This window comes from Coprococcus sp. AM100_B19A (genome assembly GCF_027662015.1).
GTDB lineage: Bacteria > Bacillota > Clostridia > Lachnospirales > Lachnospiraceae > Allocoprococcus > Allocoprococcus comes.
The window spans coordinates 126,669-146,891 of sequence record NZ_JAQDKN010000007.1; the positions used below are offsets into that span (position 1 = coordinate 126,669).

Consider the following 20,223-nt stretch of genomic DNA (forward strand, 5'->3'; position numbering starts at 1 on the left):
CTTTAACAGAGAAGTGGAGGAATACAAAATGTTAGTTTCAGCAACAGAGATGTTAAAAAAAGCAAAAGCAGGTCATTATGCAGTAGGACAGTTTAATATCAACGATCTTGAATGGACCAAAGCAGTTCTGACTGCAGCTGAGGAATTAAGATCACCGGTTATTCTTGGTGTGTCTGAAGGCGCAGGAAAGTACATGGCTGGATACAGAACAGTTGTAGGAATGGTAAATGGAATGATCAAAGAAATGGACATTTCGGTTCCAGTTGCACTTCATCTTGATCATGGTAGCTATGAAGGCTGCCTGAAATGTATAGATGCAGGATTCTCATCAGTTATGTTTGACGGATCTCATTATCCGATCGAAGAAAACATTGAGAAGACTACAGAACTTGTTAAACTTTGCCATGGAAAAGGACTTTCTATCGAAGCAGAAGTTGGTTCTATCGGTGGAGAAGAAGATGGTGTTGTAGGAATGGGCGAATGCGCAGATCCTAAGGAATGTAAGATGATTGCAGACCTTGGCGTTGATTTCCTTGCAGCAGGTATCGGTAACATTCATGGAAAATATCCGGCAAACTGGAAAGGACTCAGCTTTGAGACTCTTGCAGCAGTTCAGGAGCTCACAGGAGAACTTCCACTCGTACTTCACGGAGGTACAGGAATTCCGGATGATATGATTAAGAAAGCAATTGACCTTGGAGTTTCTAAGATCAATGTTAATACAGAATGTCAGCTGGTATTCGCAGAAGCTACCCGCAAATACATTGAAGCAGGAAAGGATCTTGAAGGAAAAGGATACGATCCACGTAAACTTCTGAAACCGGGTGCAGATGCAATCGTTGAAAAAGTAAAAGAGAAGATGATTCTGTTCGGTTCTGACGGAAAAGCTGAATAGTCTGATTTTTGATAATATCATGGACAAAGGCGTCCGAAGAAAACGGTATAAAAGGAGTTTTGCGTAAGTGCAAGACTCCTTTATTTGAATCAAAAAACGACCGTTTTGTATAAGTAGTAGAAAATGAGTAGTAGAAAAGAGAGGTACATGGGATGAGCGAATGGATTAGTGTAGCAGAAATATTTGGAGAAAACGTCTTCAATGATGCTGTTATGCAGGAAAGACTTCCGAAGAAGACTTACAAAGAGCTGAAAAAGACGATTGAAGAAGGTAAAGAGCTTCAGGCTGCAACAGCAGACGTTATTGCACATGAGATGAAAGAGTGGGCGATTGAAAAGGGTGCCACTCACTATTCGCACTGGTTCCAGCCTCTTACAGGAGCAACAGCTGAAAAGCATGATTCGTTTATTTCAGCACCGAAGTCAGATGGAAAGATCCTGATGGAGTTTTCGGGAAAAGAGCTGATCAAAGGAGAACCGGATGCATCTTCCTTCCCGTCAGGAGGACTGCGTTCTACATTTGAAGCAAGAGGTTATACAGCGTGGGATTGTACATCGCCTGCATTTGTTAAAAAGAGTCCGGATGGGAAAAGATCGATTTTATATATACCGACGGCATTTTGTTCCTATACCGGAGAAGCACTGGATCAGAAGACACCTCTTCTTCGCTCTATGGAAGCAATCAACAAACAATCCATCCGTCTTCTGCGTCTTTTTGGAAACACAACGTCCCAAAAGGTTACACCATCTGTTGGAGTTGAGCAGGAATATTTCCTGGTAGACAGAGAAAAATATCTTAAGAGAAAGGATCTTGTATTTACAGGACGTACATTATTCGGGGCAAATCCTCCGAAGGGACAGGAACTGGATGACCATTATTTTGGTGCGATCCGTGAGAGAATCGCAGCATTTATGACTGATGTCAATGAAGAACTCTGGAAGATGGGTGTATCTGCAAAGACACAGCACAACGAAGTAGCACCTGGACAGCATGAGCTTGCGCCGATCTATGCACAGTGCAACGTAGCAGTTGACCATAATCAGCTGATCATGGAGACGCTGAAGAAAGTGGCATATCGCCATAATCTCCAATGCCTGTTACACGAAAAGCCGTTTGAAGGTGTAAATGGTTCCGGAAAGCATAACAACTGGTCACTGGTTACAGATGATGGGATCAACATTCTGGATCCGGGAAAGACACCTCATGATAATATTCAGTTCCTTCTGGTTCTGACCTGTATTCTCCGTGCAGTAGACCTGCATGCAGACCTGCTCCGTGAATCTGCTTCTGACGTAGGAAACGATCACAGACTTGGAGCAAATGAAGCACCGCCGGCAATTATTTCCGCATACCTCGGAGAACAGCTTGAAGACGTGCTTGCACAGCTTATTGATACCGGAGAAGCTGCACACAGCTTAAAAGGCGGCAAATTACATACCGGTGTAAGTACGCTCCCGGATTTTGCAAAGGATGCAACTGACAGAAACCGTACTTCGCCATTCGCATTTACAGGAAATAAATTTGAGTTCCGTATGGTAGGATCCAGAGACTCGGTGGCAGCACCGAACGTAGTATTAAATACAATCGTGGCTGAGTCCTTCTCTGATGCCTGCGATGTGCTCGAAAAAGCAGAAGATTTTGATCTTGCAGTCCATGATCTGATCAAGGAATATGCATCCAAACATCAGAGAATCGTATTCAATGGCAACGGATATTCTGATGAGTGGGTGAAGGAAGCCGAAAGAAGAGGACTTCCGAATATTAAGACCATGGTAGAGTCTGTTGAATGTCTGACATATGACAATACGGTTGAAATGTTTGAAAAATTCGATGTATTCAGCCGTGCAGAACTGGAATCCCGTGCAGAGATCAAATATGAGGCATACTCAAAGGCAATCAACATTGAAGCACGTTCCATGATCGATATCGCAAGCAAGCATATTATCCCGGCTGTGATCCAATATGTAACTTCGCTGGCTAATTCGATCAACCAGGTAAAACAGGCAAGCGCTGTAGCATATACAGGTGTACAGGAAGAGCTTCTTGTACAGTCGGCTGATCTTTTGAAAGACACAAAAGAAGCACTCAGAGCACTGGAAACTGTTGTGGCAGAAGTACCGGAGACAGAAGGAAAAGAACAGGCATTCTTCTTCATGCAGAAAGTTGTACCGGCAATGGAAGCTTTAAGAAAACCAGTGGATGAACTGGAAATGATCGTCAATAAGAATATGTGGCCGATGCCTTCTTACGGAGATCTGCTGTTCGAGGTCTAAGAAGTGACTGGTATAAATGTTGAAAAAGAAGTTGAAAACTTATGAAGTTTTGTGAAAATATACACAAATTAAAAAATTGGTCTTGAAATTTGAAAGAAAAAAGAGTATCGTAAATATATCTTAAATAACAGAGATCACAATGAACGAGGAAGTTCCACAAAGTGGAGTTTCCTCGTTTTTTTGTGTATACGATGAGCCAAGTGCAGATTTGTGCTTGCACAAGGATCTGCATTTGGTGACTGTACATCATCGAGCTGTTAAGCGAGATGATGTACAAAGTATAAGAATCGAGTAGGAGTCAGCCTACTCGATCGTTAGCGAAAGGAAGGTAATTATGAGTAGTGAATGGTTAAGCGTGGCAGAAATTTTTGGCGAAGATGTTTTTAACGATGCAGTAATGCAGGAGAGACTTCCGAAAAAAGTATACAAAAAATTAAAACAGACAATTGAAGAAGGAAAAGAGCTGGATCTTGAGACAGCAGATGTAATTGCACATGAGATGAAAGAATGGGCAATCGAAAAAGGTGCAACCCATTATACACACTGGTTCCAGCCTCTGACAGGAGTTACTGCTGAAAAGCATGATTCCTTCATCTCAGCTCCGCTTCCAAGCGGAAAGGTTCTGATGAGCTTTTCCGGAAAAGAACTGATCAAAGGGGAGCCGGATGCTTCTTCTTTCCCGTCAGGCGGACTTCGTGCTACATTTGAAGCAAGAGGATATACAGCATGGGATTGTACATCACCGGCATTTGTAAGAAAAGATGCAGCCGGAGCGATCCTTTGCATCCCGACAGCATTCTGCTCTTACACAGGTGAGGCACTGGATGAAAAAACACCGCTTCTCAGATCTATGGAAGCAATCAACAAAGAATCCATCAGACTGCTTCGTCTGTTCGGAAATACAACATCAAAGAAAGTAACACCTTCTGTAGGACCGGAGCAGGAATACTTCCTTGTTGATGCAAAGAAATTCTTACAGAGAAAAGACCTTATTTACACAGGACGTACACTTTTCGGAGCAATGCCGCCGAAAGGACAGGAGCTTGACGATCACTACTTTGGAACGATCCGTCAGAGGGTTGCTTCCTATATGAAAGATGTCAACGAAGAATTATGGAAACTCGGCGTTGCAGCAAAGACACAGCACAACGAAGTGGCACCTGCACAGCACGAACTTGCACCGATCTATGCAGAGGCCAATATTGCAGTGGATCACAACCAGATTATCATGAAGACACTGAAAAAGGTGGCATGCGAGCATGGACTGAAATGTCTGCTACACGAGAAACCGTTTGCAGGAGTCAACGGATCTGGTAAGCATAACAACTGGTCTATCACAACAGATGACGGAATCAATATGCTGGATCCGGGAAAGACACCTCATGAAAATGTACAGTTCCTTCTGGTACTGGCATGTATCCTGAAAGCAGTTGATGTACACGCAGATCTGCTTCGTGAATCGGCTGCTGATCCGGGAAATGACCACAGACTTGGAGCAAACGAAGCACCGCCGGCAATCATCTCTATCTTCCTTGGAGAACAGCTTCAGGACGTTGTAGAACAGCTTCTCAGTACAGGTGAGGCAACACACAGCCTGAATGGTGGAAAGCTGCAAACAGGTGTAACAACCCTTCCAGATCTTACAAAGGATGCAACCGACAGAAACAGAACTTCACCATTTGCATTTACCGGAAATAAATTTGAATTCCGTATGGTAGGTTCCCGCGATTCCATTGCAGGATCAAACGTAGTACTGAATACAATCGTAGCAGAGGCATTTGCAGAGGCATGTGATGTCCTGGAAAAAGCAGATGATTTTGATACAGCTGTACACAGCCTGATCAAAGAATATCTGACAGATCATCAGAGAATTATCTTCAACGGCAACGGATATTCTGACGAATGGGTAGCTGAAGCAGAAAAGAGAGGACTTCCGAATATCAAGTCCATGGTAGAAGCAATCCCGGCACTGACAACTGACAAAGCGGTAGAACTGTTCGGAAAATTTGGTGTATTTACCAAGGCAGAGCTGGAATCCCGTGCAGAGATCAAATACGAGAACTATGCAAAGGCAATCAATATCGAAGCAAAGGCCATGATTGATATTGCTGCAAAACAGATCATTCCTGCAGTTGTAAAATATACAAAAGAGCTTGCAGATACGGTTCTTGCAGTAAAAGAAGCCGGAGCAGATGCATCTGTACAGGCTGAAATGCTTGCTGACATCTCAGGACTTCTGACAGAAACAAAGGCTGCCCTTAAGAAACTGGAAGCAGTCACAGAAGAAGCAGCAGGAAAAGAAGAAGGAAAAGTACAGTCTGAATTCTATCACTTCAGCGTAGTTCCGGCTATGGAAGGACTCCGTACACCGGTAGATGAACTGGAAATGATCGTGGATAAAGAAGTATGGCCAATGCCTTCTTACGGAGATCTTTTATTTGAAGTTTAGAAAATACATATAAAATACTTATAGAAATTTAAGGACCTTAGACTTGGAAAGAAGCAGAAATTATGCTACTCTAAGTCTGAGGTTCTTTTCTATATCCGAAAATTTATTTCCGGATATAGAAAGCCTCCGGCGGGATGTGCACTGTGATACAGGGAAGATGTTGCGGGTAATGATCACAGGCGCGGGAATGGACCAAAGCACATTTTTGTATCAGAATGATGTTGGGGTCAAAAATCCTCTTGCAAGCAAGTTTGCATTGGATTTCTGACCTTTTGACCCTGGTATCATCAGAATATAATTATAAACAATGAAATAATGAGAATAGAGGAGAAAGAAAGATGACGAAAGCAGAGTTCCTTGAAAAACTGAGAATTGAACTTTCTTCCGGTGTGACACCACAGGTGCTGCAGGAGAATCTGAACTACTACGGCCAGTATATTGATGATGAGATCCGAAAAGGAAGAACGGAGAGTGAGGTACTGGCGGAACTTGGAGATCCGTGGATTCTTGCGAAGACGATCGTGGATGCGCAGAAAGAAGAAAGTGTAGAAGATGTGATCTATGATTCGGATGGAAGGACCTACAGAGGCAACAGCAGCACAGAAGAAAGTAGCAATATCCATGTGTGGAGCCTGGACAGCTGGTGGAAGAGACTTCTGCTGATTCTTGTGGTTTTGGCTGTGATCGTTGTGATCTTTGCGGTGATAAGTGGGATTGTAAGTCTGATCGCACCGGTACTGATTCCTCTTCTGGTGATCATACTGCTGGTCAGAATGCTGAGAAGGCGATGGTAATTAAAAAAGCCGGATGTATAAGATTCTTCTGCAATGAAAAGAAGCTTATGTCTCCGGCTTTTTGATTATATGTTCTATATGGCAGGTTCAAGTATTTAAAAAGGATCTGCCTGTTATATAACGTTAAACGCTCGATAGGGGAGCTATCGAGCGTTTGAGGGGAGTATAAATAATTAATAAGGGGTTGTAGAAAATAAATCTCTACACGACAAAGTATAATATAAACCGATTTAAAAATCAAGATAAAAATAAAAATGTATAAAAATACGAAAAGGATAGATACTATGTTTGTACAAAAAAATGTCAGGAGGAATTATCAATGGCAAAAAATTATAATGCTTCAGAAAACAGTACAAACAAAAATTCATATGGATCCAATAAGAATGCGTATGCTGAAAATGCTTCCGGCAAGAATCAGTCAAATAAAAATTCAGGCAATAAAAATGCATCCGGTAAAAATACGACTAACCGGAATGCAAAGAATGCATATGAATCAGACCGTAATGCATATGACAGCTCAAAGTCCTGCCATAACGAAAGTGATAAGTATTAAAAAGTGCAAAGCAGTTAAGAATGGAAAAGCAGCGGTTTGGATTCCGCTGCTTTTCTATTTTTGGTGCAGCAATCTGGTTCCTTAAAAAAAATTGTGGTACAAGCGCACTACTTGACAAAAGGCAACCGAAAAACGTAATATAGTTTATAACAGATTGCAGAGTAGAGAAAGGAAAAAGAATGGAAAAGATGGAGCTGATAGCACCCTGCCATTTCGGAATGGAAGCTGTTCTGAAGCGGGAAGTGCTGGATTTAGGATATGAGATATCAACAGTAGAAGACGGAAGAGTATGCTTCTGGGGAGATGCACAGGCGATTTGTGATGCGAACGTGTTCCTCCGGACAGCAGAGAGAATCCTTCTTAAGGTTGGTTCGTTTAAAGCAGAGACGTTTGATGAATTATTTGAGAAAACAAGAGTACTTCCGTGGGAGAATTATATTCCAAAGAACGGAAAGTTCTGGGTGACGAAGGCTGCATCTGTAAAGAGTAAGCTGTTCAGCCCGTCAGATATTCAGTCGATCATGAAAAAAGCCATGGTAGAAAGGCTGAGACGGATCTACGGGATAGAATGGTTCCAGGAGGATGGACCGGCTTACCCGATCCGTGTATTTCTGATGAAAGATATCGTGACGATCGGGATAGATACCTCCGGCGTATCTTTACATAAGAGAGGTTATCGTCAGATGACTGTAAAGGCACCGATCACAGAGACACTGGCATCCGCACTGATCATGCTGACACCGTGGCACAAGGACCGGATCCTGGTAGACCCTTTCTGCGGAAGTGGAACATTTCCAATCGAAGCGGCTTTGATGGCAGCTAATATTGCACCGGGGATGAACCGTTCCTTTACAGCAGAAGAATGGGTGAACCTGATTCCGAAAAAGGCATGGTATGATGCAATGGATGAGGCAAATGATGTGATCGACCGGAAGGTACAGGTTGATATTCAGGGATATGACCTGAATCCGGAGGCAGTAAAAGCAGCAAGACAGAATGCCAAAGATGCAGGCGTTGACCATCTGATCCATTTTCAGGAAAGAGCGGTAAAGGATTTAAGCCACCCGAAGAAGTATGGCTTTATCATTACCAATCCGCCGTATGGCGAGCGACTGGAGGATAAAAAGGATCTGCCGCAGTTATACCGAGAATTCGGTGAGAGTTTTAAAAAGCTGGATAGCTGGTCTGCATATATGATCACCAGTTACGAGGATGCAGAGCGTTATTTCGGAAGAAAAGCAGATAAGAACCGGAAGATATATAATGGTATGCTGAAGACCTATTTCTATCAGTTCTTAGGTCCGAAACCACCGAAACGCCCAAGAGAACCAAGACAGTAAGAGAAAGAAGAATTTACAGATGAAAATAATTTTTGCAACGGGTAATAAGAATAAAATGATAGAGATCCGTCAGATCTTGCAGGATCTGGGGATGGAGATCCTTTCTATGAAGGAAGCCGGGATTGATATTGATATCGTAGAGGATGGAAAGTCCTTTGAGGAAAATGCGATGATCAAAGCCGCAGCGATTGCAGAGCTGCCGGAAGTGAAGGCAATGGATGCGATTGTGCTGGCAGATGATTCCGGACTGGAAATCGATTATCTGAATAAAGAGCCGGGAATCTATTCTGCACGTTATGCAGGAACCGATACTTCGTATGATATCAAGAACAGCCTCCTGCTCTCGAGAATGAAGGGCGTACCGGACAAGCAGCGTACAGCAAGGTTTGTCTGTGCGGTGGCAGCAGTATTTCCGAACGGGGACAAAGAGGTTGTCCGTGGAACGATGGAAGGATGTATTGGTTACAAAATCGCCGGGGCAAATGGATTTGGCTACGATCCGATCTTTTTCCTGCCGGAATACGGTTGCACATCGGCAGAGCTTGCACCGGAAAAGAAGAATGAACTCAGCCACAGAGGAGAAGCGCTTCGGATGATGAGACAGATCATGGAGAAAAAGTTATGAGAGTATTGATTATTAGTGATACACATGGAAGACATACTGCATTTGACCGGGCAATCATGGAAGCTGGAAAGATTGATTATCTGGTGCATCTCGGGGATACAGAGGGCGGAGAAGATTATATTGAGGCATTCTGCGGATGTCCGGCGTATATACTGGCTGGGAATAATGATTTCTTCTCACGCAATCTCCGGGAGATGGAGATTTATTTTGGCAAGAAAAAAGCATTTATGGCACATGGACACCAGTATTCGGTGTCTCTTGGTGTAGAGCGGATCCTGGATGAGGGAAGATCGAGAAATGCAGATATCGTGATGTTTGGTCACACACACAGACCGTATCTGAAAAAGTTTGGTGATATTACAGTGCTGAATCCGGGCAGTCTGTCATTTCCACGGCAGGAAGGCAGAAAAGGCAGTTATATTATTATGGAGATGGATCGGGACGGGAATACGGAGTTTACGATTCATTATCTGGATTAGAGTAGGTGGCACGTATTTCTGCTAAAAAAGGGCAAAAATGCGTGTCTTTTACAAGAAAAAGAAAAATAAAAATTTCTTTTAAAAAATTTAAAAAACATGTTGACTTTTTGGAAACCTTGTAATATAATAACTTTTGTCGTCACGGAGATGACAAACAGATAAACAACGGGGTGTGGCTCAGCTTGGCTAGAGCGCCTGGTTTGGGACCAGGAGGTCGCAGGTTCGAATCCTGTCACCCCGATGTGATCTGCGGGTGTAGTTCAATGGTAGAACACCAGCCTTCCAAGCTGGATACGTGGGTTCGATTCCCATCACCCGCTTGCACTGAGAATTCAGTGTTGTGTGTTTGTAGCTCAGTTGGATAGAGCAACGGCCTTCTAAGCCGTGGGTCGGGGGTTCGAATCCCTCCAAGCACGTTTATATGGTGGGTATAGCGCAGTTGGTTAGCGCGCCAGATTGTGGCTCTGGAGGCCCAGGGTTCGAATCCCTGTATCCACCCTTTAATCTATAATATTTGAAAGAAATGGCAAGCAGAAATGCTCGCATTTTTTTTATGATAGACATTGCAAGAATGGATATCATAAAAGTCTCCGGCAGGATATGAGAGCTTTGTCAGATTCGGGATGCTGTAAGTTAAGCGATTGTCGCAGGCGCGGGAATGTGCCATGGCGCATTCTATGTCAAGACATAAAGATAATGGGTCATCGCCAAGCGGTAAGGCACAGGACTTTGACTCCTGCACTCGCTGGTTCGAATCCAGCTGGCCCAGTTACGGGCGTGTAGCTCAGGTGGTAGAGCACTTGACTTTTAATCAAGTTGTCCGGGGTTCGAATCCCCGCACGCTCACTTATTTAGTCCCATGGTTTTCTGTGGGACTAAAAAAATGCGGATGTGGCGGAACTGGCAGACGCGCTAGACTTAGGATCTAGTCTCTACGAGGTGCAGGTTCAAGTCCTGTCATCCGCATTTAGTTAAACATAACAAAACCAGTTATATTATATATAGAAGTAATAGAGGAACCTTTGCCAAAAAGGTTTCTTTTTTTGCTTTTTTTATGGATTTTAAGGAAAAAGCGGAAAAAGAAAAGAAAAAGCAGTATTTAGATATTTCTGTTGAAAATATCCGGATCGAGATCGTCTCTTTTACAGATTCCAACTATATGTTAATATAATCATATGAAGATGTTGGGACCCAAAGGTATTTTGACCCCTTTGATACCAGATTGCTACGTGCTTTGCACTCTCGCAATCCTCAAAAACATTCTCCTTTCGGAACATTTTCATCCAATGAAAGGAAGAACTTCTAAAAAAACAGATGAAAAAGAAACTGGAGAATAACTAAAGCATGGATAAATGATAAACGGTGAGTACCGCTTTTATTGATTACATTGCGGCAATAAATACATGTAACAGGGAAATTTTAACAAAGTAAGAGGGACGAAAGAATGAAAATATTAAGTGTCACAGCCCAGAAGCCGGACAGTACCGGAAGCGGTATCTATCTGACGGAACTGGTCAGAGGATTTAAAAAAAAGGGAATCACACAGTCAGTGATCGCGGGAGTTACAAAAGCTGATCAGGTATGTCTTCCGGAGGGGGTAAGCTTTTATCCGGTATATTTTGAATCGGAGCAGTTACCGTATCCGATCACGGGAATGTCGGACGAGATGCCGTATCCGAGTACCAGGTATTCAGACCTGACAGAGGAGATGACGGAAACGTTCCGGAACGCATTTGGCGAGGTACTGAAAAAAGCAGTGGAGGAGTTGGATCCGGACGTGATCCTGTGTCACCATCTGTATCTCCTTACAGCGATTGTAAGAGAGCTGTTTCCTGATAAAAAGGTATATGGAGTATCCCATGGATCCGACCTGCGGCAGATCCGCAAGACAGAACAGAACCGGGAATACATTTTACAGAGAATTCCTGCGCTGGATGGGATTTTTGCATTGCATGAGGAGCAGAAAGAGATGATCTGCGGAATTTACGGGGAGCATATCAGAGAGAAGGTACGGGTGATCGGAACCGGCTATAACAGTGATGTTTTCCGGCAGGAGATGGGGGCTTCACAGGGAGAAGAAAAAGAGCTGAGACTAATCTTTGCCGGAAAGATCTCAGAGAAAAAGGGTGTGAAAAGTCTGATCCGTTCGTTGGATTATCTGAAGGATTCCGGTCTTATTATTTCTCTGGAACTGGCAGGAGGTGCCGGAGATGAGGGCGAATATCAGGAAATCCGGGAGCTTGCCGAAAAGTGTCCGTTTGCAGTTGCCTTTGCCGGGAAGATCACACAGCAGGAGTTGGCGAAGAAGATGAATCAGAGTGATGTGTTTGTACTGCCATCTTTTTATGAAGGTCTTCCGCTTGTGATCATTGAGGCTCTGGCATGTGGTACCTATGTGATCTGTACAGATCTACCGGGGATCAGGAATTGGATCGATCAGAATCTTCCGGATAATGGTGTGGTTTTTGTAGAGCCGCCAAAAAGAGTGAATGAAGATGAACCTGTGGAAGAAGAACTTCCGGTATTTGAAAAGAAACTTGCCGGAGCCATCGAAGGGATCGCAAAATATCCTGGATCAAAGCCGGAGAAGGAGCATCTGGAGCAGATTTCGTGGGACGGACTTTGTGCGCATCTTATGCAGATATTTGAGCAATAGAGTGTTTATCGGAAAACTCTATAATTGAATTTCTGCATGTAAATTATCAATTATTTTTTTGTAAAACAACATGTTAAAATGAAGAAAAGAGAAATGAAAAGGCATTTTAACAGGAGGTTATTAACAGTTGATAATTGATATGCATATGCATGAGATGCGTTATTCGGGGGATAGCTTTTTAAGATTGGAGAACATGGTAGAGATCGCAAAGCGCAGAGGACTTGATGGAATCTGTATTACGGATCATGACAGTATGGGACTGAAGGAATTTGCGGCAGAGTATTCGGAGAAAACAGGATTTCCGATTTTTGTCGGAATTGAATTTTATTCCCTGCAGGGAGACATTGTAGCATTTGGAATTGAGGATTATCCAAAAGAGAGAATCCCGGCACAGGAGTTTGTAGATCTGGTACAGGCACAGGGCGGTATGTGTTTCAGTGCCCATCCATTCCGCAATAATAACAGGGGACTGGAAGAGAACCTGAAGATTGTAAAGGGACTTGATGGAATCGAAGTGCTGAACGGCAGCACACTTTACGAGGCAAATCGAAAGGCGGCAGAATATGCGGCTGAGCTTGGAATTGCAACAGTTGGATCAAGTGATTGTCATGTGCCGGAGAAGCTGGGACTTTATGCAACGTATTTTCCAAGAGAGATCCGTTCGGTGCAGGAACTGATCCGGAGTGTAAAACGATGCGAGACTCTTCCGGTGTATTATAAAGAGGGTGGATATTATCTCTGGGATATGAAAAATCCGATTGATGCGCCGTTTCACATTTACGAGCAGGAACAGATGGTGTGTGCCGGTTAATGTAAAAAATGAGAACAGATATGAAAAAATTAAACGCTTTTTTTATTGAAAGTGTGTTATTTCCATAGTATTATTAAGAGTGGAAATTAAGGGGGCTGGAATGTAATATTTCCAGCTTTCTTATTTAACAGGAAATTCTGTAGGAACTTCCTGCCAAAAAAATGAGTAAGTAGCCAATTTTTAAAAAAAATGAGCGGATTACGAATGTTTTTGAGGATTGCGAGAGTGCAAAGCACGTAGCAATTTGGTATCAAAGGGGTCAAAATACCTTTTGACCCCAACATCTTTTCAATCACCAATTACAAGGAGGAACTAACATGAAAGACATAGTAATTTCAGATGCAGTAAAATATATCGGAGCAGATGATAAGGATCTGGATCTCTTTGAGAGCCAGTACATCGTTCCAAACGGAGTATCCTACAACTCTTATGTGATCCTGGACGAGAAGATCGCAGTTATGGATACGATTGATACGAGAAAGACAGACGAATGGAAAGAGAATCTGGAGAGGGTGCTGGATGGAAGAACACCGGATTATCTGGTTGTATCTCATCTGGAACCGGATCATGCCGGAAGCATCAAAGAATTTGCAGATAAATATCCGGAAGCCAAGATCGTGGCAAGTGCAAAAGCTATTGCAATGCTTCCACAGTTCTTTGAAATCGCAGATCTGGCAGACCGTGCAGTTGCGGTAAAAGAAGGTGAAGAACTTTCCCTTGGAAGCCATACCCTTCAGTTCTTTATGGCTCCGATGGTTCACTGGCCGGAAGTTATGGTTGAATACGAAAAGTCTGAGAAGATTCTGTTCTCAGCAGATGGATTTGGTAAATTCGGTGCGCTGGATGCAGATGAGGACTGGACTTGTGAAGCAAGAAGATACTACTTCAATATCGTAGGCAAATACGGTGCACAGGTACAGGCGCTTCTGAAAAAAGCAGCGACTCTGGACATTCAGACGATTTGCCCGCTTCATGGACCGATCCTGAAAGAAAATCTGGGATACTATATCGGAAAATACATGACATGGAGCAGCTATGAACCGGAAGATGACGGGGTACTGGTTGCTTATGCATCGATCCATGGCAATACCAAGAAGGCAGCAGAGAAGATGAAAGAAATCCTGGAAGCCAAAGGTGCAAAGAAGGTAGCGATCACTGACCTTTCCAGAGATGATATGGCAGAGGCAATCGAGGATGCATTCCGCTATGACAAGCTGGTTCTTGCAGCAGCTTCCTATGATGCAAGTGTGTTCCCGTGCATGGAGACTTTCCTGAACAAACTGACCAATAAGAACTACCAGAACCGTAAGATCGCAATTATCGAGAATGGTTCCTGGGCTCCGACAGCAGCACGTGTGATGAAAGGTTATGTAGAAAAGATGAAGAAGATCACTCTCTGCGAAAAGACGGTTACGATCAAATCTACGATGAAAGATGCAGATGTAACTGCAATGGAAGAACTTGCAGATGAACTGCTTGCGTAAGAAACGGAAAGAATGAGATGATAAAGTTAAAAGAGACTACAATGAGGAAAACCTGGGTGGTATGTCTTCTTGCAATGGTCTGCTGTGCGTTATGGGGAAGTGCTTTTCCTTGTATCAAGGTTGGCTACCGACTGTTTCAGATCGATTCAGCCGATACCGCCACGCAGATCCTGTTTGCAGGGTGCCGCTTTACGATTGCAGGCATTATGGTTATTTTGTTTGGATCGATCCTACAGGGACGTTTTCTGAAAGCGGGGAAGGGAGATCTTCCGAGAATCGGAAAAATCTGTCTTTTACAGACGGTGGTCCAGTATTTTTTCTTTTATGTAGGACTTGCACATACGACCGGAGTCAAAGGATCGATCGTTGAGGCATCCAATGTATTCCTTGCAATCCTTGTTTCAAGCCTGATCTTTCATCAGGAGAAACTGGATCAGAAAAAAGTGCTCGGATGTATCGTCGGATTTGCAGGGGTGGTTCTAATCAATCTGAGCGGAAGCAATGTGGATATGAGCTTTAATCTGACCGGAGATGGATTTATTTTTATCTCTGCGATCGCTTATGCATTATCTTCTGTACTGATCAAGAAGTATTCAGCCAAATCTGATCCGGTGATGTTAAGCGGATATCAGTTTACTGCAGGCGGGCTCGTGATGATCCTGATCGGATTCGTGATGGGTGGAAGAATCCATACGGCAAGTATGCCGGCAATGATTCTTCTGATCTATATGGCGCTGATTTCTGCAGTTGCATACACACTGTGGGGAATCCTGTTGAAATACAATCCGGTATCCAAGGTATCGATCTTCGGATTTACGAATCCGGTATTTGGGGTGATCCTTTCCGCAATCATTTTGCGTGAGGGAAATGTATTCGGAATGAAAGACCTGATCGCACTGGTGCTGGTTTCTATCGGAATCCTGATTGTCAACTGGGCGAAACCGGTGGGAGAAAAAGAAAAAGGAATGAACTAAGATGGAACCTGTTTTAAAGGAGGACACCTGCAGCTGATACCGATTTTTGAACAGGAAAAGAAATAACAGGAGGCAGGTTATGGCAAATACAGCGAGCTGTTGTGACACCTGTACATTTTATATTTACGATGATGAATATGAATGTTACACGTGTGACAGAGACCTGGATGAGGATGAGATGATGCGGTTTCTGACGGATAAGCATTATCAGTGCCCTTACTACAGATCTGGAGATGAATACAGAGTCGTCAGAAAACAGATGTAAATTGTAGATGATGGAGTAGAAGTATAAAAAACACAGAATTTTGTAATGCGTCAGGTAATAGATGAATTTGTACTTGTTCCAAGAGGAGAAGTTGCGGAGCGGATAAATGGAACGATGATACTAAGTGAGACAGCGGCATTTATATATGAACATCTGGAGGAGGCTATAAAGGTGAGAGATAAAAAGGCAAATACAGTGAATGAGCAGGACAATCCGCTTGGGTATGAAAAGGAATCAAAACTACTGGTTGGATTTGCGATTCCATGCATTATTTCCATGCTGGTAACAGCTCTTTACAATATTGTAGATCAGATTTTCATTGGTCAGGGTGTAGGAATGCTGGGAAATGCAGCAACGAATATTGCGTTTCCGCTTTCTACTTCCTGTACGGCAATCTCACTGCTGCTTGGAATCGGCAGTGCGACCAATTTTTCATTGAAGCTTGGTGCAGGAGAAGAAAAAGAATCTGCAGAGTATGCGGGAAATGGAATTTGCCTGATGGCAATTTTCGGGATTGCACTTTTTGCAGTAACGACGATTTTTCTGACTCCGATGCTGAAATTCTTCGGTGCCACATCGGAGGTACTTCCGTATGCACAGGAATATACACGGATCACGGCAATTGGCTTTCCATTTCTGATCGCAAATACGGGGATGAGTAAGCTGATCCTTGCGGATGGAAGTCCGCGGTATTCGATGACATCTATGCTGGTGGGTGCTATTGTAAATACAATTCTGGATCCGATTTTTATTTTTGGGCTGCAGATGGGAATGAGGGGCGCAGCACTTGCTACGATCATAGGACAGATCGTTTCGTTCTGCATCAGTCTGCGGTATATGTTCCATTTTAAAACGATCCGACTTACAAAAGAAAGTTTCCATATGACGGGAAGACATATCGAGAATATTTTCAAATTCGGTGCCAGTGCCTGCTTTAACCAGATTGCAATGACGATCGTACAGATCGTACTGAATAATACATTGTCGCATTATGGAGCACAGTCTGTATATGGCGGTGACATTCCGCTTGCCTGTGCCGGGATCATTACAAAAGTAAATATGATTTTTATGTCATTTGTTATCGGAATTTCCCAGGGAATCCAGCCGATTATCGGATTCAACTATGGCGCAGAGAAGTATGAACGAGTACGGAAAAGCTACCTGCTCGCACTTGGAACTGCAACCGTTCTTTCCGGAATTGCATTTTTCTGTTTCCAGGTATTCCCAAGACAGATCATCAGCGTATTTGGTTCGGGAAGTGAGCTGTATTTTCAGTTTTCAGAGCGGTATTTCCGGATCTATATGTTCCTTACGCTTATCAATGGAATCCAGCCGGTTACATCGAACTTTTTCAACTCCATCGGAAAATCGCAGCTGGGTGTATTTATGTCCCTGACAAGACAGATTCTCTTTTTATTGCCGCTGATCGTGATCTTTCCATTGTTTATGGGAATTGACGGGGTTATGTATGCCGGACCAATTGCAGATGCGGCAGCAGCAATCGTCTGCGGATATTTCATGGTGAGGGAGCTTAAGGAACTTTCCGCGATGGACAGGAAGAAAAAAGAAGAATATGCAGCATAATGGTTGTAAGTAAATCAGGATATAAGCTGGAAAAAATTTGTATATACTGATTAGTAAGAAAAACGAAATGAGATGATGACTTGAATATTGAGATTGTTATTCCAGTCTTCCGACCAGATGGACGACTGAAAATGAGTATAGAGAGATTATTGAGACAGAGTGTAATGCCGGACAGAATTTTGCTTGAAGTTCTTTATGAGAATCCGATTGATAGGGAAATCCCGGAAATCTATATGGATAAAAGAATTGAGGTCCGATATACTCCAAAGGAGGAATATGACCGGGCAGGAAGCAGAGATGCGATTTTACGGGAACTGGATTCGGATATTGTGATTTTTATGGTACAGACGGCGATACCACAGAACCGATATCTGGTAGAGAAGCTGACAGAACCGTTTAAAGAGGAGCGGACGGCGGTCGTGTATGGAAGGCATATGACAGATGATGAATGCAGTCCGATCGAGTGTTGTGTGAGACAGTTTAACTATCCGCCGAAAGGTATGACAAAGTCTTTGGAAGATACCGGAAAGCTTGGGATCCGGACATTTTTCAATTCTAATGTATGCGCAGCGTACAGAAGAAGTGCGTATCTGGAGACAGAAGGCTTTGGAAAGAGGATGATCGCCGGAGAGGACATGCTCGCGGCGAGAAGACTTCTGGAAAAGGGCTGGCAGACGGTTTATGCGCCAGAGGCTGAGATTCTGTATTATCGCAATGACAATCTGCGCGAACTCTGGAAGCGTAGCTTTGATATCGGGGTTGCGCATGCGGAGCATCCGGAGATGATTGAAAATACAAAACCTGGAAAAGAAGGAATGCGGCTGGTCCGTGTGACTTCAGCGCTTCTGAAGCAGAATCATATGGAGGAATATTTAGGTGAAGTGGCGGCGCGAAGTGCGGTTCGGTATCTTGCCTATCATTTTGGAAAACATTATGCGCATTTACCGGAACATTTTGTCCGGAAATGCTCGGCAAATAAAGTGTACTGGGAGAAAGAATAATGGGACATTTTTATTTTACAAGACATGGACAGACTGTATGGAATGTGGAAAATAAAATCTGTGGTGCGACAGATATCGAGCTGACAGAGCTTGGACATGAGCAGGCAATGGAGCTTGGAAGAAAGATTAAGGAAGAGGGCGTAAAGATTGACGAGATCCTGTATTCGCCACTTGTCCGGGCGAAGGAGACCGCGCGCCATATTTCGGAGGTAACAGGGATTCCGATGCGTGAGGAGATGCGCCTGAAGGAGCAGAATTTTGGAAAATATGAGTCCACTCCGAGAAATGGGGAGGAGTTCAAAAAGGCAAAACAGAACTTTATCAATCATTTTGAAGGCGGGGAGACAATGCTTCATCTGTGCCAGAGGATTTACAATCTTCTGGATGACATTCGGAAAGAAGCGGATGATAAGGTTTATCTACTGGTTGCACATAATGGAATTTCCAGAGTAATCCAGTCTTATTTTTATGATATGACGAATGAAGAGTTTGCGGCATTTGGAATTAAGAACTGCGAATTGAGGAAGTATGAATTTCCGGAGTAGGAGTAGCGTATGAAATTACTTGTTAAGCAGAGAGTTTTTTCATGGACAGATTCATATGATGTTTATGATGAGAATGAAAATGCGAAGTATTTTGTAAAAGCAGAGTTTTTGTCGCTTGGACACCGGCTGCATGTATATGATATGGCAGGGAACGAACTCGGGTTGATTAAAGAAAAAGTGATGTCATTACTTCCAGTGTTTGAAATTGAAGTGAATGGGCAGACACTTGGACGGATTGAAAAGCGTTTTACATTGTTTCGACCGAAGTATGATGTTGAGTTTAATGGATGGCATGTAGAAGGAGATTTCATGGGATGGAATTATGATATCTATGAAGCATGCAGTCCTGTGGTACATATTACAAAAGAATTACTCCACTGGGGAGATACTTATGTACTGGATTTTGCAAATCCGGCAGATGAATTGATGGGACTTCTTCTGGTAATTACAATTGATGCGGCAAACTGCATTCAAAATAATTGATGTAATTTAATGAAATGTAAAAAAAGTCAAAAAAAACATAAAAAACACTTGCCAAACCGGTTGGTATGTGATAAGATTCTTTTTGTTGACGCGGAAGTGTCGGAATGGCAGACGAGCTAGATTCAGGTTCTAGTGCTCGCAAGGGCGTGTGGGTTCAAGTCCCATCTTCCGCATAATAAAAGAAACCTCAGGTGATTCGCCTGAGGTTTTCTTTTATTGTACCGAAGCGATCCCTGAACCCAGGGTCCAGGTCTTCGCTCCGCTACGGTCGGCGCAGAGCACTCGTCCACCGGACGAGTTGCGCCCCATCTTCCGCACAGATGTCTTGAATTAAATACATGAGAACATCGGATTGACAATCTCTTGTCAAGGTGCAATAATATCCGCGGAGGTAGTATTTGAAAACTACAAAACTATACTCTGACTGAATCACAACAATTTCATATCGAAATCGTTTCCGTCAACAGGTGACGGAGAAGGAGCTTATATTTATTAAGAGGTAAAATAAGACTCAGGGAATACGAAGAATAGCAGAAGCATTTGCAGGGAGAAGTATACCTTGATGATGCTTTTTTGTTTTACGTGTTTCCGGACAGAAAAGGAGTAAGACATGACAGTTGAGATGCTAAAAGGAAAGATTCATCGTGCTACGGTAGTACAGGCAGAATTAGATTACGTGGGAAGTATTACCGTTGATGAGGAACTGCTGGAGGCAGCAGGAATTATGGAATATGAGAAGGTTCAGATCGTGGACGTGAATAACGGAAGCCGATTTGAAACTTATACGATCTGTGGTAAGCGTGGAAGCGGAATGATCTGCTTAAATGGCGCTGCGGCAAGATGTGTAAGTACAGGTGATAAGGTTATTATCATGTGTTATGCAAATTATGAGGCAGAAGAAGCCAAAGAACATAAACCAAAAGTTGTTTTCGTGGATGATGAAAATAAGATCAGCCGTGTGACAAATTATGAAAAACATGGGTTGTTGAAAGACCAGGAAAAATAAGGAATC

The 20,223-nt window shown here is 43.1% G+C and carries 18 protein-coding genes and 8 tRNA genes; all 26 read left to right on the forward strand.

What is annotated here, in order from left to right:
* Window positions 1-28 precede the first annotated feature (28 nt).
* The 26 genes from fba to panD all read left to right on the forward strand — a co-directional run bounded on the left by fba (window position 29) and on the right by panD (window position 20,217).
* On the forward strand, window positions 29-895 hold the full coding sequence (gene fba / locus PGQ33_RS09140) for a class II fructose-1,6-bisphosphate aldolase (RefSeq protein ID WP_022219974.1): 867 nt from the start codon (window positions 29-31) through the stop codon (window positions 893-895).
* A 152-nt stretch (window positions 896-1,047) separates the two neighbouring features.
* Complete coding sequence (locus PGQ33_RS09145; RefSeq protein ID WP_117823392.1) at window positions 1,048-3,168, forward strand: glutamine synthetase III family protein; 2,121 nt, start codon at window positions 1,048-1,050, stop codon at window positions 3,166-3,168.
* Between the two features lie 334 nt (window positions 3,169-3,502).
* The gene (locus tag PGQ33_RS09150) at window positions 3,503-5,617 is read left to right on the forward strand and encodes a glutamine synthetase III family protein (RefSeq protein WP_044999028.1); all 2,115 of its coding nucleotides are present in this window, start codon (window positions 3,503-3,505) and stop codon (window positions 5,615-5,617) included.
* A 338-nt stretch (window positions 5,618-5,955) separates the two neighbouring features.
* Complete coding sequence (locus PGQ33_RS09155; protein ID WP_195478965.1) at window positions 5,956-6,411, forward strand: DUF1700 domain-containing protein; 456 nt, start codon at window positions 5,956-5,958, stop codon at window positions 6,409-6,411.
* 319 nt (window positions 6,412-6,730) lie between these two features.
* Entirely contained in the window at window positions 6,731-6,964 is a 234-nt protein-coding gene (locus PGQ33_RS09160) for a hypothetical protein (protein ID WP_022219969.1), read from the forward strand.
* A 179-nt stretch (window positions 6,965-7,143) separates the two neighbouring features.
* Window positions 7,144-8,304 (forward strand): THUMP domain-containing class I SAM-dependent RNA methyltransferase, encoded by a 1,161-nt coding sequence (locus PGQ33_RS09165; RefSeq protein ID WP_117823400.1) that lies wholly within the window; start codon window positions 7,144-7,146, stop codon window positions 8,302-8,304.
* A gap of 19 nt (window positions 8,305-8,323) precedes the next feature.
* Complete coding sequence (gene rdgB / locus PGQ33_RS09170; protein ID WP_270205624.1) at window positions 8,324-8,929, forward strand: RdgB/HAM1 family non-canonical purine NTP pyrophosphatase; 606 nt, start codon at window positions 8,324-8,326, stop codon at window positions 8,927-8,929.
* Entirely contained in the window at window positions 8,926-9,408 is a 483-nt protein-coding gene (locus tag PGQ33_RS09175) for a metallophosphoesterase family protein (RefSeq protein ID WP_117823404.1), read from the forward strand. Before rdgB ends, PGQ33_RS09175 begins: the two co-directional genes overlap by 4 nt.
* A 166-nt stretch (window positions 9,409-9,574) precedes the next feature.
* Window positions 9,575-9,649, forward strand: a tRNA-Pro gene (locus PGQ33_RS09180).
* An 8-nt stretch (window positions 9,650-9,657) separates the two neighbouring features.
* Window positions 9,658-9,728 (forward strand) — tRNA-Gly (locus PGQ33_RS09185).
* 22 nt (window positions 9,729-9,750) lie between these two features.
* Window positions 9,751-9,824 (forward strand) — tRNA-Arg (locus tag PGQ33_RS09190).
* An 8-nt stretch (window positions 9,825-9,832) separates the two neighbouring features.
* Window positions 9,833-9,906, forward strand: a tRNA-His gene (locus tag PGQ33_RS09195).
* Window positions 9,907-10,105: 199 nt separating this feature from the next.
* Window positions 10,106-10,177: transfer RNA gene (locus tag PGQ33_RS09200), tRNA-Gln, on the forward strand.
* A gap of 4 nt (window positions 10,178-10,181) precedes the next feature.
* Window positions 10,182-10,254, forward strand: a tRNA-Lys gene (locus PGQ33_RS09205).
* A 39-nt stretch (window positions 10,255-10,293) separates the two neighbouring features.
* Window positions 10,294-10,374: transfer RNA gene (locus PGQ33_RS09210), tRNA-Leu, on the forward strand.
* 478 nt (window positions 10,375-10,852) lie between these two features.
* Complete coding sequence (locus PGQ33_RS09215; RefSeq protein WP_117558581.1) at window positions 10,853-12,064, forward strand: glycosyltransferase family 4 protein; 1,212 nt, start codon at window positions 10,853-10,855, stop codon at window positions 12,062-12,064.
* Window positions 12,065-12,191: 127 nt separating this feature from the next.
* Window positions 12,192-12,875 (forward strand): PHP domain-containing protein, encoded by a 684-nt coding sequence (locus PGQ33_RS09220; RefSeq protein ID WP_117558582.1) that lies wholly within the window; start codon window positions 12,192-12,194, stop codon window positions 12,873-12,875.
* Between the two features lie 317 nt (window positions 12,876-13,192).
* Complete coding sequence (locus PGQ33_RS09225) at window positions 13,193-14,359, forward strand: FprA family A-type flavoprotein (RefSeq protein ID WP_117558583.1); 1,167 nt, start codon at window positions 13,193-13,195, stop codon at window positions 14,357-14,359.
* A 41-nt stretch (window positions 14,360-14,400) separates the two neighbouring features.
* Complete coding sequence (locus PGQ33_RS09230) at window positions 14,401-15,333, forward strand: DMT family transporter (protein WP_330583458.1); 933 nt, start codon at window positions 14,401-14,403, stop codon at window positions 15,331-15,333.
* A gap of 79 nt (window positions 15,334-15,412) precedes the next feature.
* Window positions 15,413-15,598 carry a DUF6472 family protein gene (locus tag PGQ33_RS09235; RefSeq protein ID WP_117557673.1) on the forward strand — a complete coding sequence of 62 codons (186 nt, stop codon included), beginning with the start codon at window positions 15,413-15,415 and terminating at the stop codon, window positions 15,596-15,598.
* A 45-nt stretch (window positions 15,599-15,643) separates the two neighbouring features.
* A complete protein-coding gene (locus PGQ33_RS09240; protein ID WP_270205625.1) occupies window positions 15,644-17,182 on the forward strand; it encodes an MATE family efflux transporter in 1,539 nt (512 codons plus the stop codon).
* Window positions 17,183-17,262: 80 nt separating this feature from the next.
* Complete coding sequence (locus PGQ33_RS09245) at window positions 17,263-18,183, forward strand: glycosyltransferase (protein WP_270205626.1); 921 nt, start codon at window positions 17,263-17,265, stop codon at window positions 18,181-18,183.
* The gene (locus tag PGQ33_RS09250; protein WP_055156301.1) at window positions 18,183-18,728 is read left to right on the forward strand and encodes a histidine phosphatase family protein; all 546 of its coding nucleotides are present in this window, start codon (window positions 18,183-18,185) and stop codon (window positions 18,726-18,728) included. Before PGQ33_RS09245 ends, PGQ33_RS09250 begins: the two co-directional genes overlap by 1 nt.
* Window positions 18,729-18,737: 9 nt before the next feature.
* On the forward strand, window positions 18,738-19,211 hold the full coding sequence (locus PGQ33_RS09255) for an LURP-one-related/scramblase family protein (RefSeq protein ID WP_055156302.1): 474 nt from the start codon (window positions 18,738-18,740) through the stop codon (window positions 19,209-19,211).
* Window positions 19,212-19,301: 90 nt separating this feature from the next.
* Window positions 19,302-19,384: transfer RNA gene (locus tag PGQ33_RS09260), tRNA-Leu, on the forward strand.
* A gap of 437 nt (window positions 19,385-19,821) precedes the next feature.
* Entirely contained in the window at window positions 19,822-20,217 is a 396-nt protein-coding gene (gene panD, locus PGQ33_RS09265) for an aspartate 1-decarboxylase (protein ID WP_055156306.1), read from the forward strand.
* The last annotated feature ends 6 nt before the right edge of the window (window positions 20,218-20,223 follow it).

Coding starts and splice junctions, on each gene's coding strand:
- PGQ33_RS09160 (WP_022219969.1), top strand. CDS start 6,731: ATGGCAAAAAATTATAATGCTTCAGAAAACAGTACAAACAAAAATTCA.
- PGQ33_RS09165 (WP_117823400.1), top strand. CDS start 7,144: ATGGAAAAGATGGAGCTGATAGCACCCTGCCATTTCGGAATGGAAGCT.
- fba (WP_022219974.1), top strand. CDS start 29: ATGTTAGTTTCAGCAACAGAGATGTTAAAAAAAGCAAAAGCAGGTCAT.
- rdgB (WP_270205624.1), top strand. CDS start 8,324: ATGAAAATAATTTTTGCAACGGGTAATAAGAATAAAATGATAGAGATC.
- PGQ33_RS09150 (WP_044999028.1), top strand. CDS start 3,503: ATGAGTAGTGAATGGTTAAGCGTGGCAGAAATTTTTGGCGAAGATGTT.
- PGQ33_RS09250 (WP_055156301.1), top strand. CDS start 18,183: ATGGGACATTTTTATTTTACAAGACATGGACAGACTGTATGGAATGTG.
- PGQ33_RS09145 (WP_117823392.1), top strand. CDS start 1,048: ATGAGCGAATGGATTAGTGTAGCAGAAATATTTGGAGAAAACGTCTTC.
- PGQ33_RS09225 (WP_117558583.1), top strand. CDS start 13,193: ATGAAAGACATAGTAATTTCAGATGCAGTAAAATATATCGGAGCAGAT.
- PGQ33_RS09240 (WP_270205625.1), top strand. CDS start 15,644: ATGCGTCAGGTAATAGATGAATTTGTACTTGTTCCAAGAGGAGAAGTT.
- PGQ33_RS09175 (WP_117823404.1), top strand. CDS start 8,926: ATGAGAGTATTGATTATTAGTGATACACATGGAAGACATACTGCATTT.
- PGQ33_RS09155 (WP_195478965.1), top strand. CDS start 5,956: ATGACGAAAGCAGAGTTCCTTGAAAAACTGAGAATTGAACTTTCTTCC.
- PGQ33_RS09230 (WP_330583458.1), top strand. CDS start 14,401: ATGAGGAAAACCTGGGTGGTATGTCTTCTTGCAATGGTCTGCTGTGCG.
- PGQ33_RS09255 (WP_055156302.1), top strand. CDS start 18,738: ATGAAATTACTTGTTAAGCAGAGAGTTTTTTCATGGACAGATTCATAT.
- PGQ33_RS09215 (WP_117558581.1), top strand. CDS start 10,853: ATGAAAATATTAAGTGTCACAGCCCAGAAGCCGGACAGTACCGGAAGC.
- panD (WP_055156306.1), top strand. CDS start 19,822: ATGACAGTTGAGATGCTAAAAGGAAAGATTCATCGTGCTACGGTAGTA.
- PGQ33_RS09235 (WP_117557673.1), top strand. CDS start 15,413: ATGGCAAATACAGCGAGCTGTTGTGACACCTGTACATTTTATATTTAC.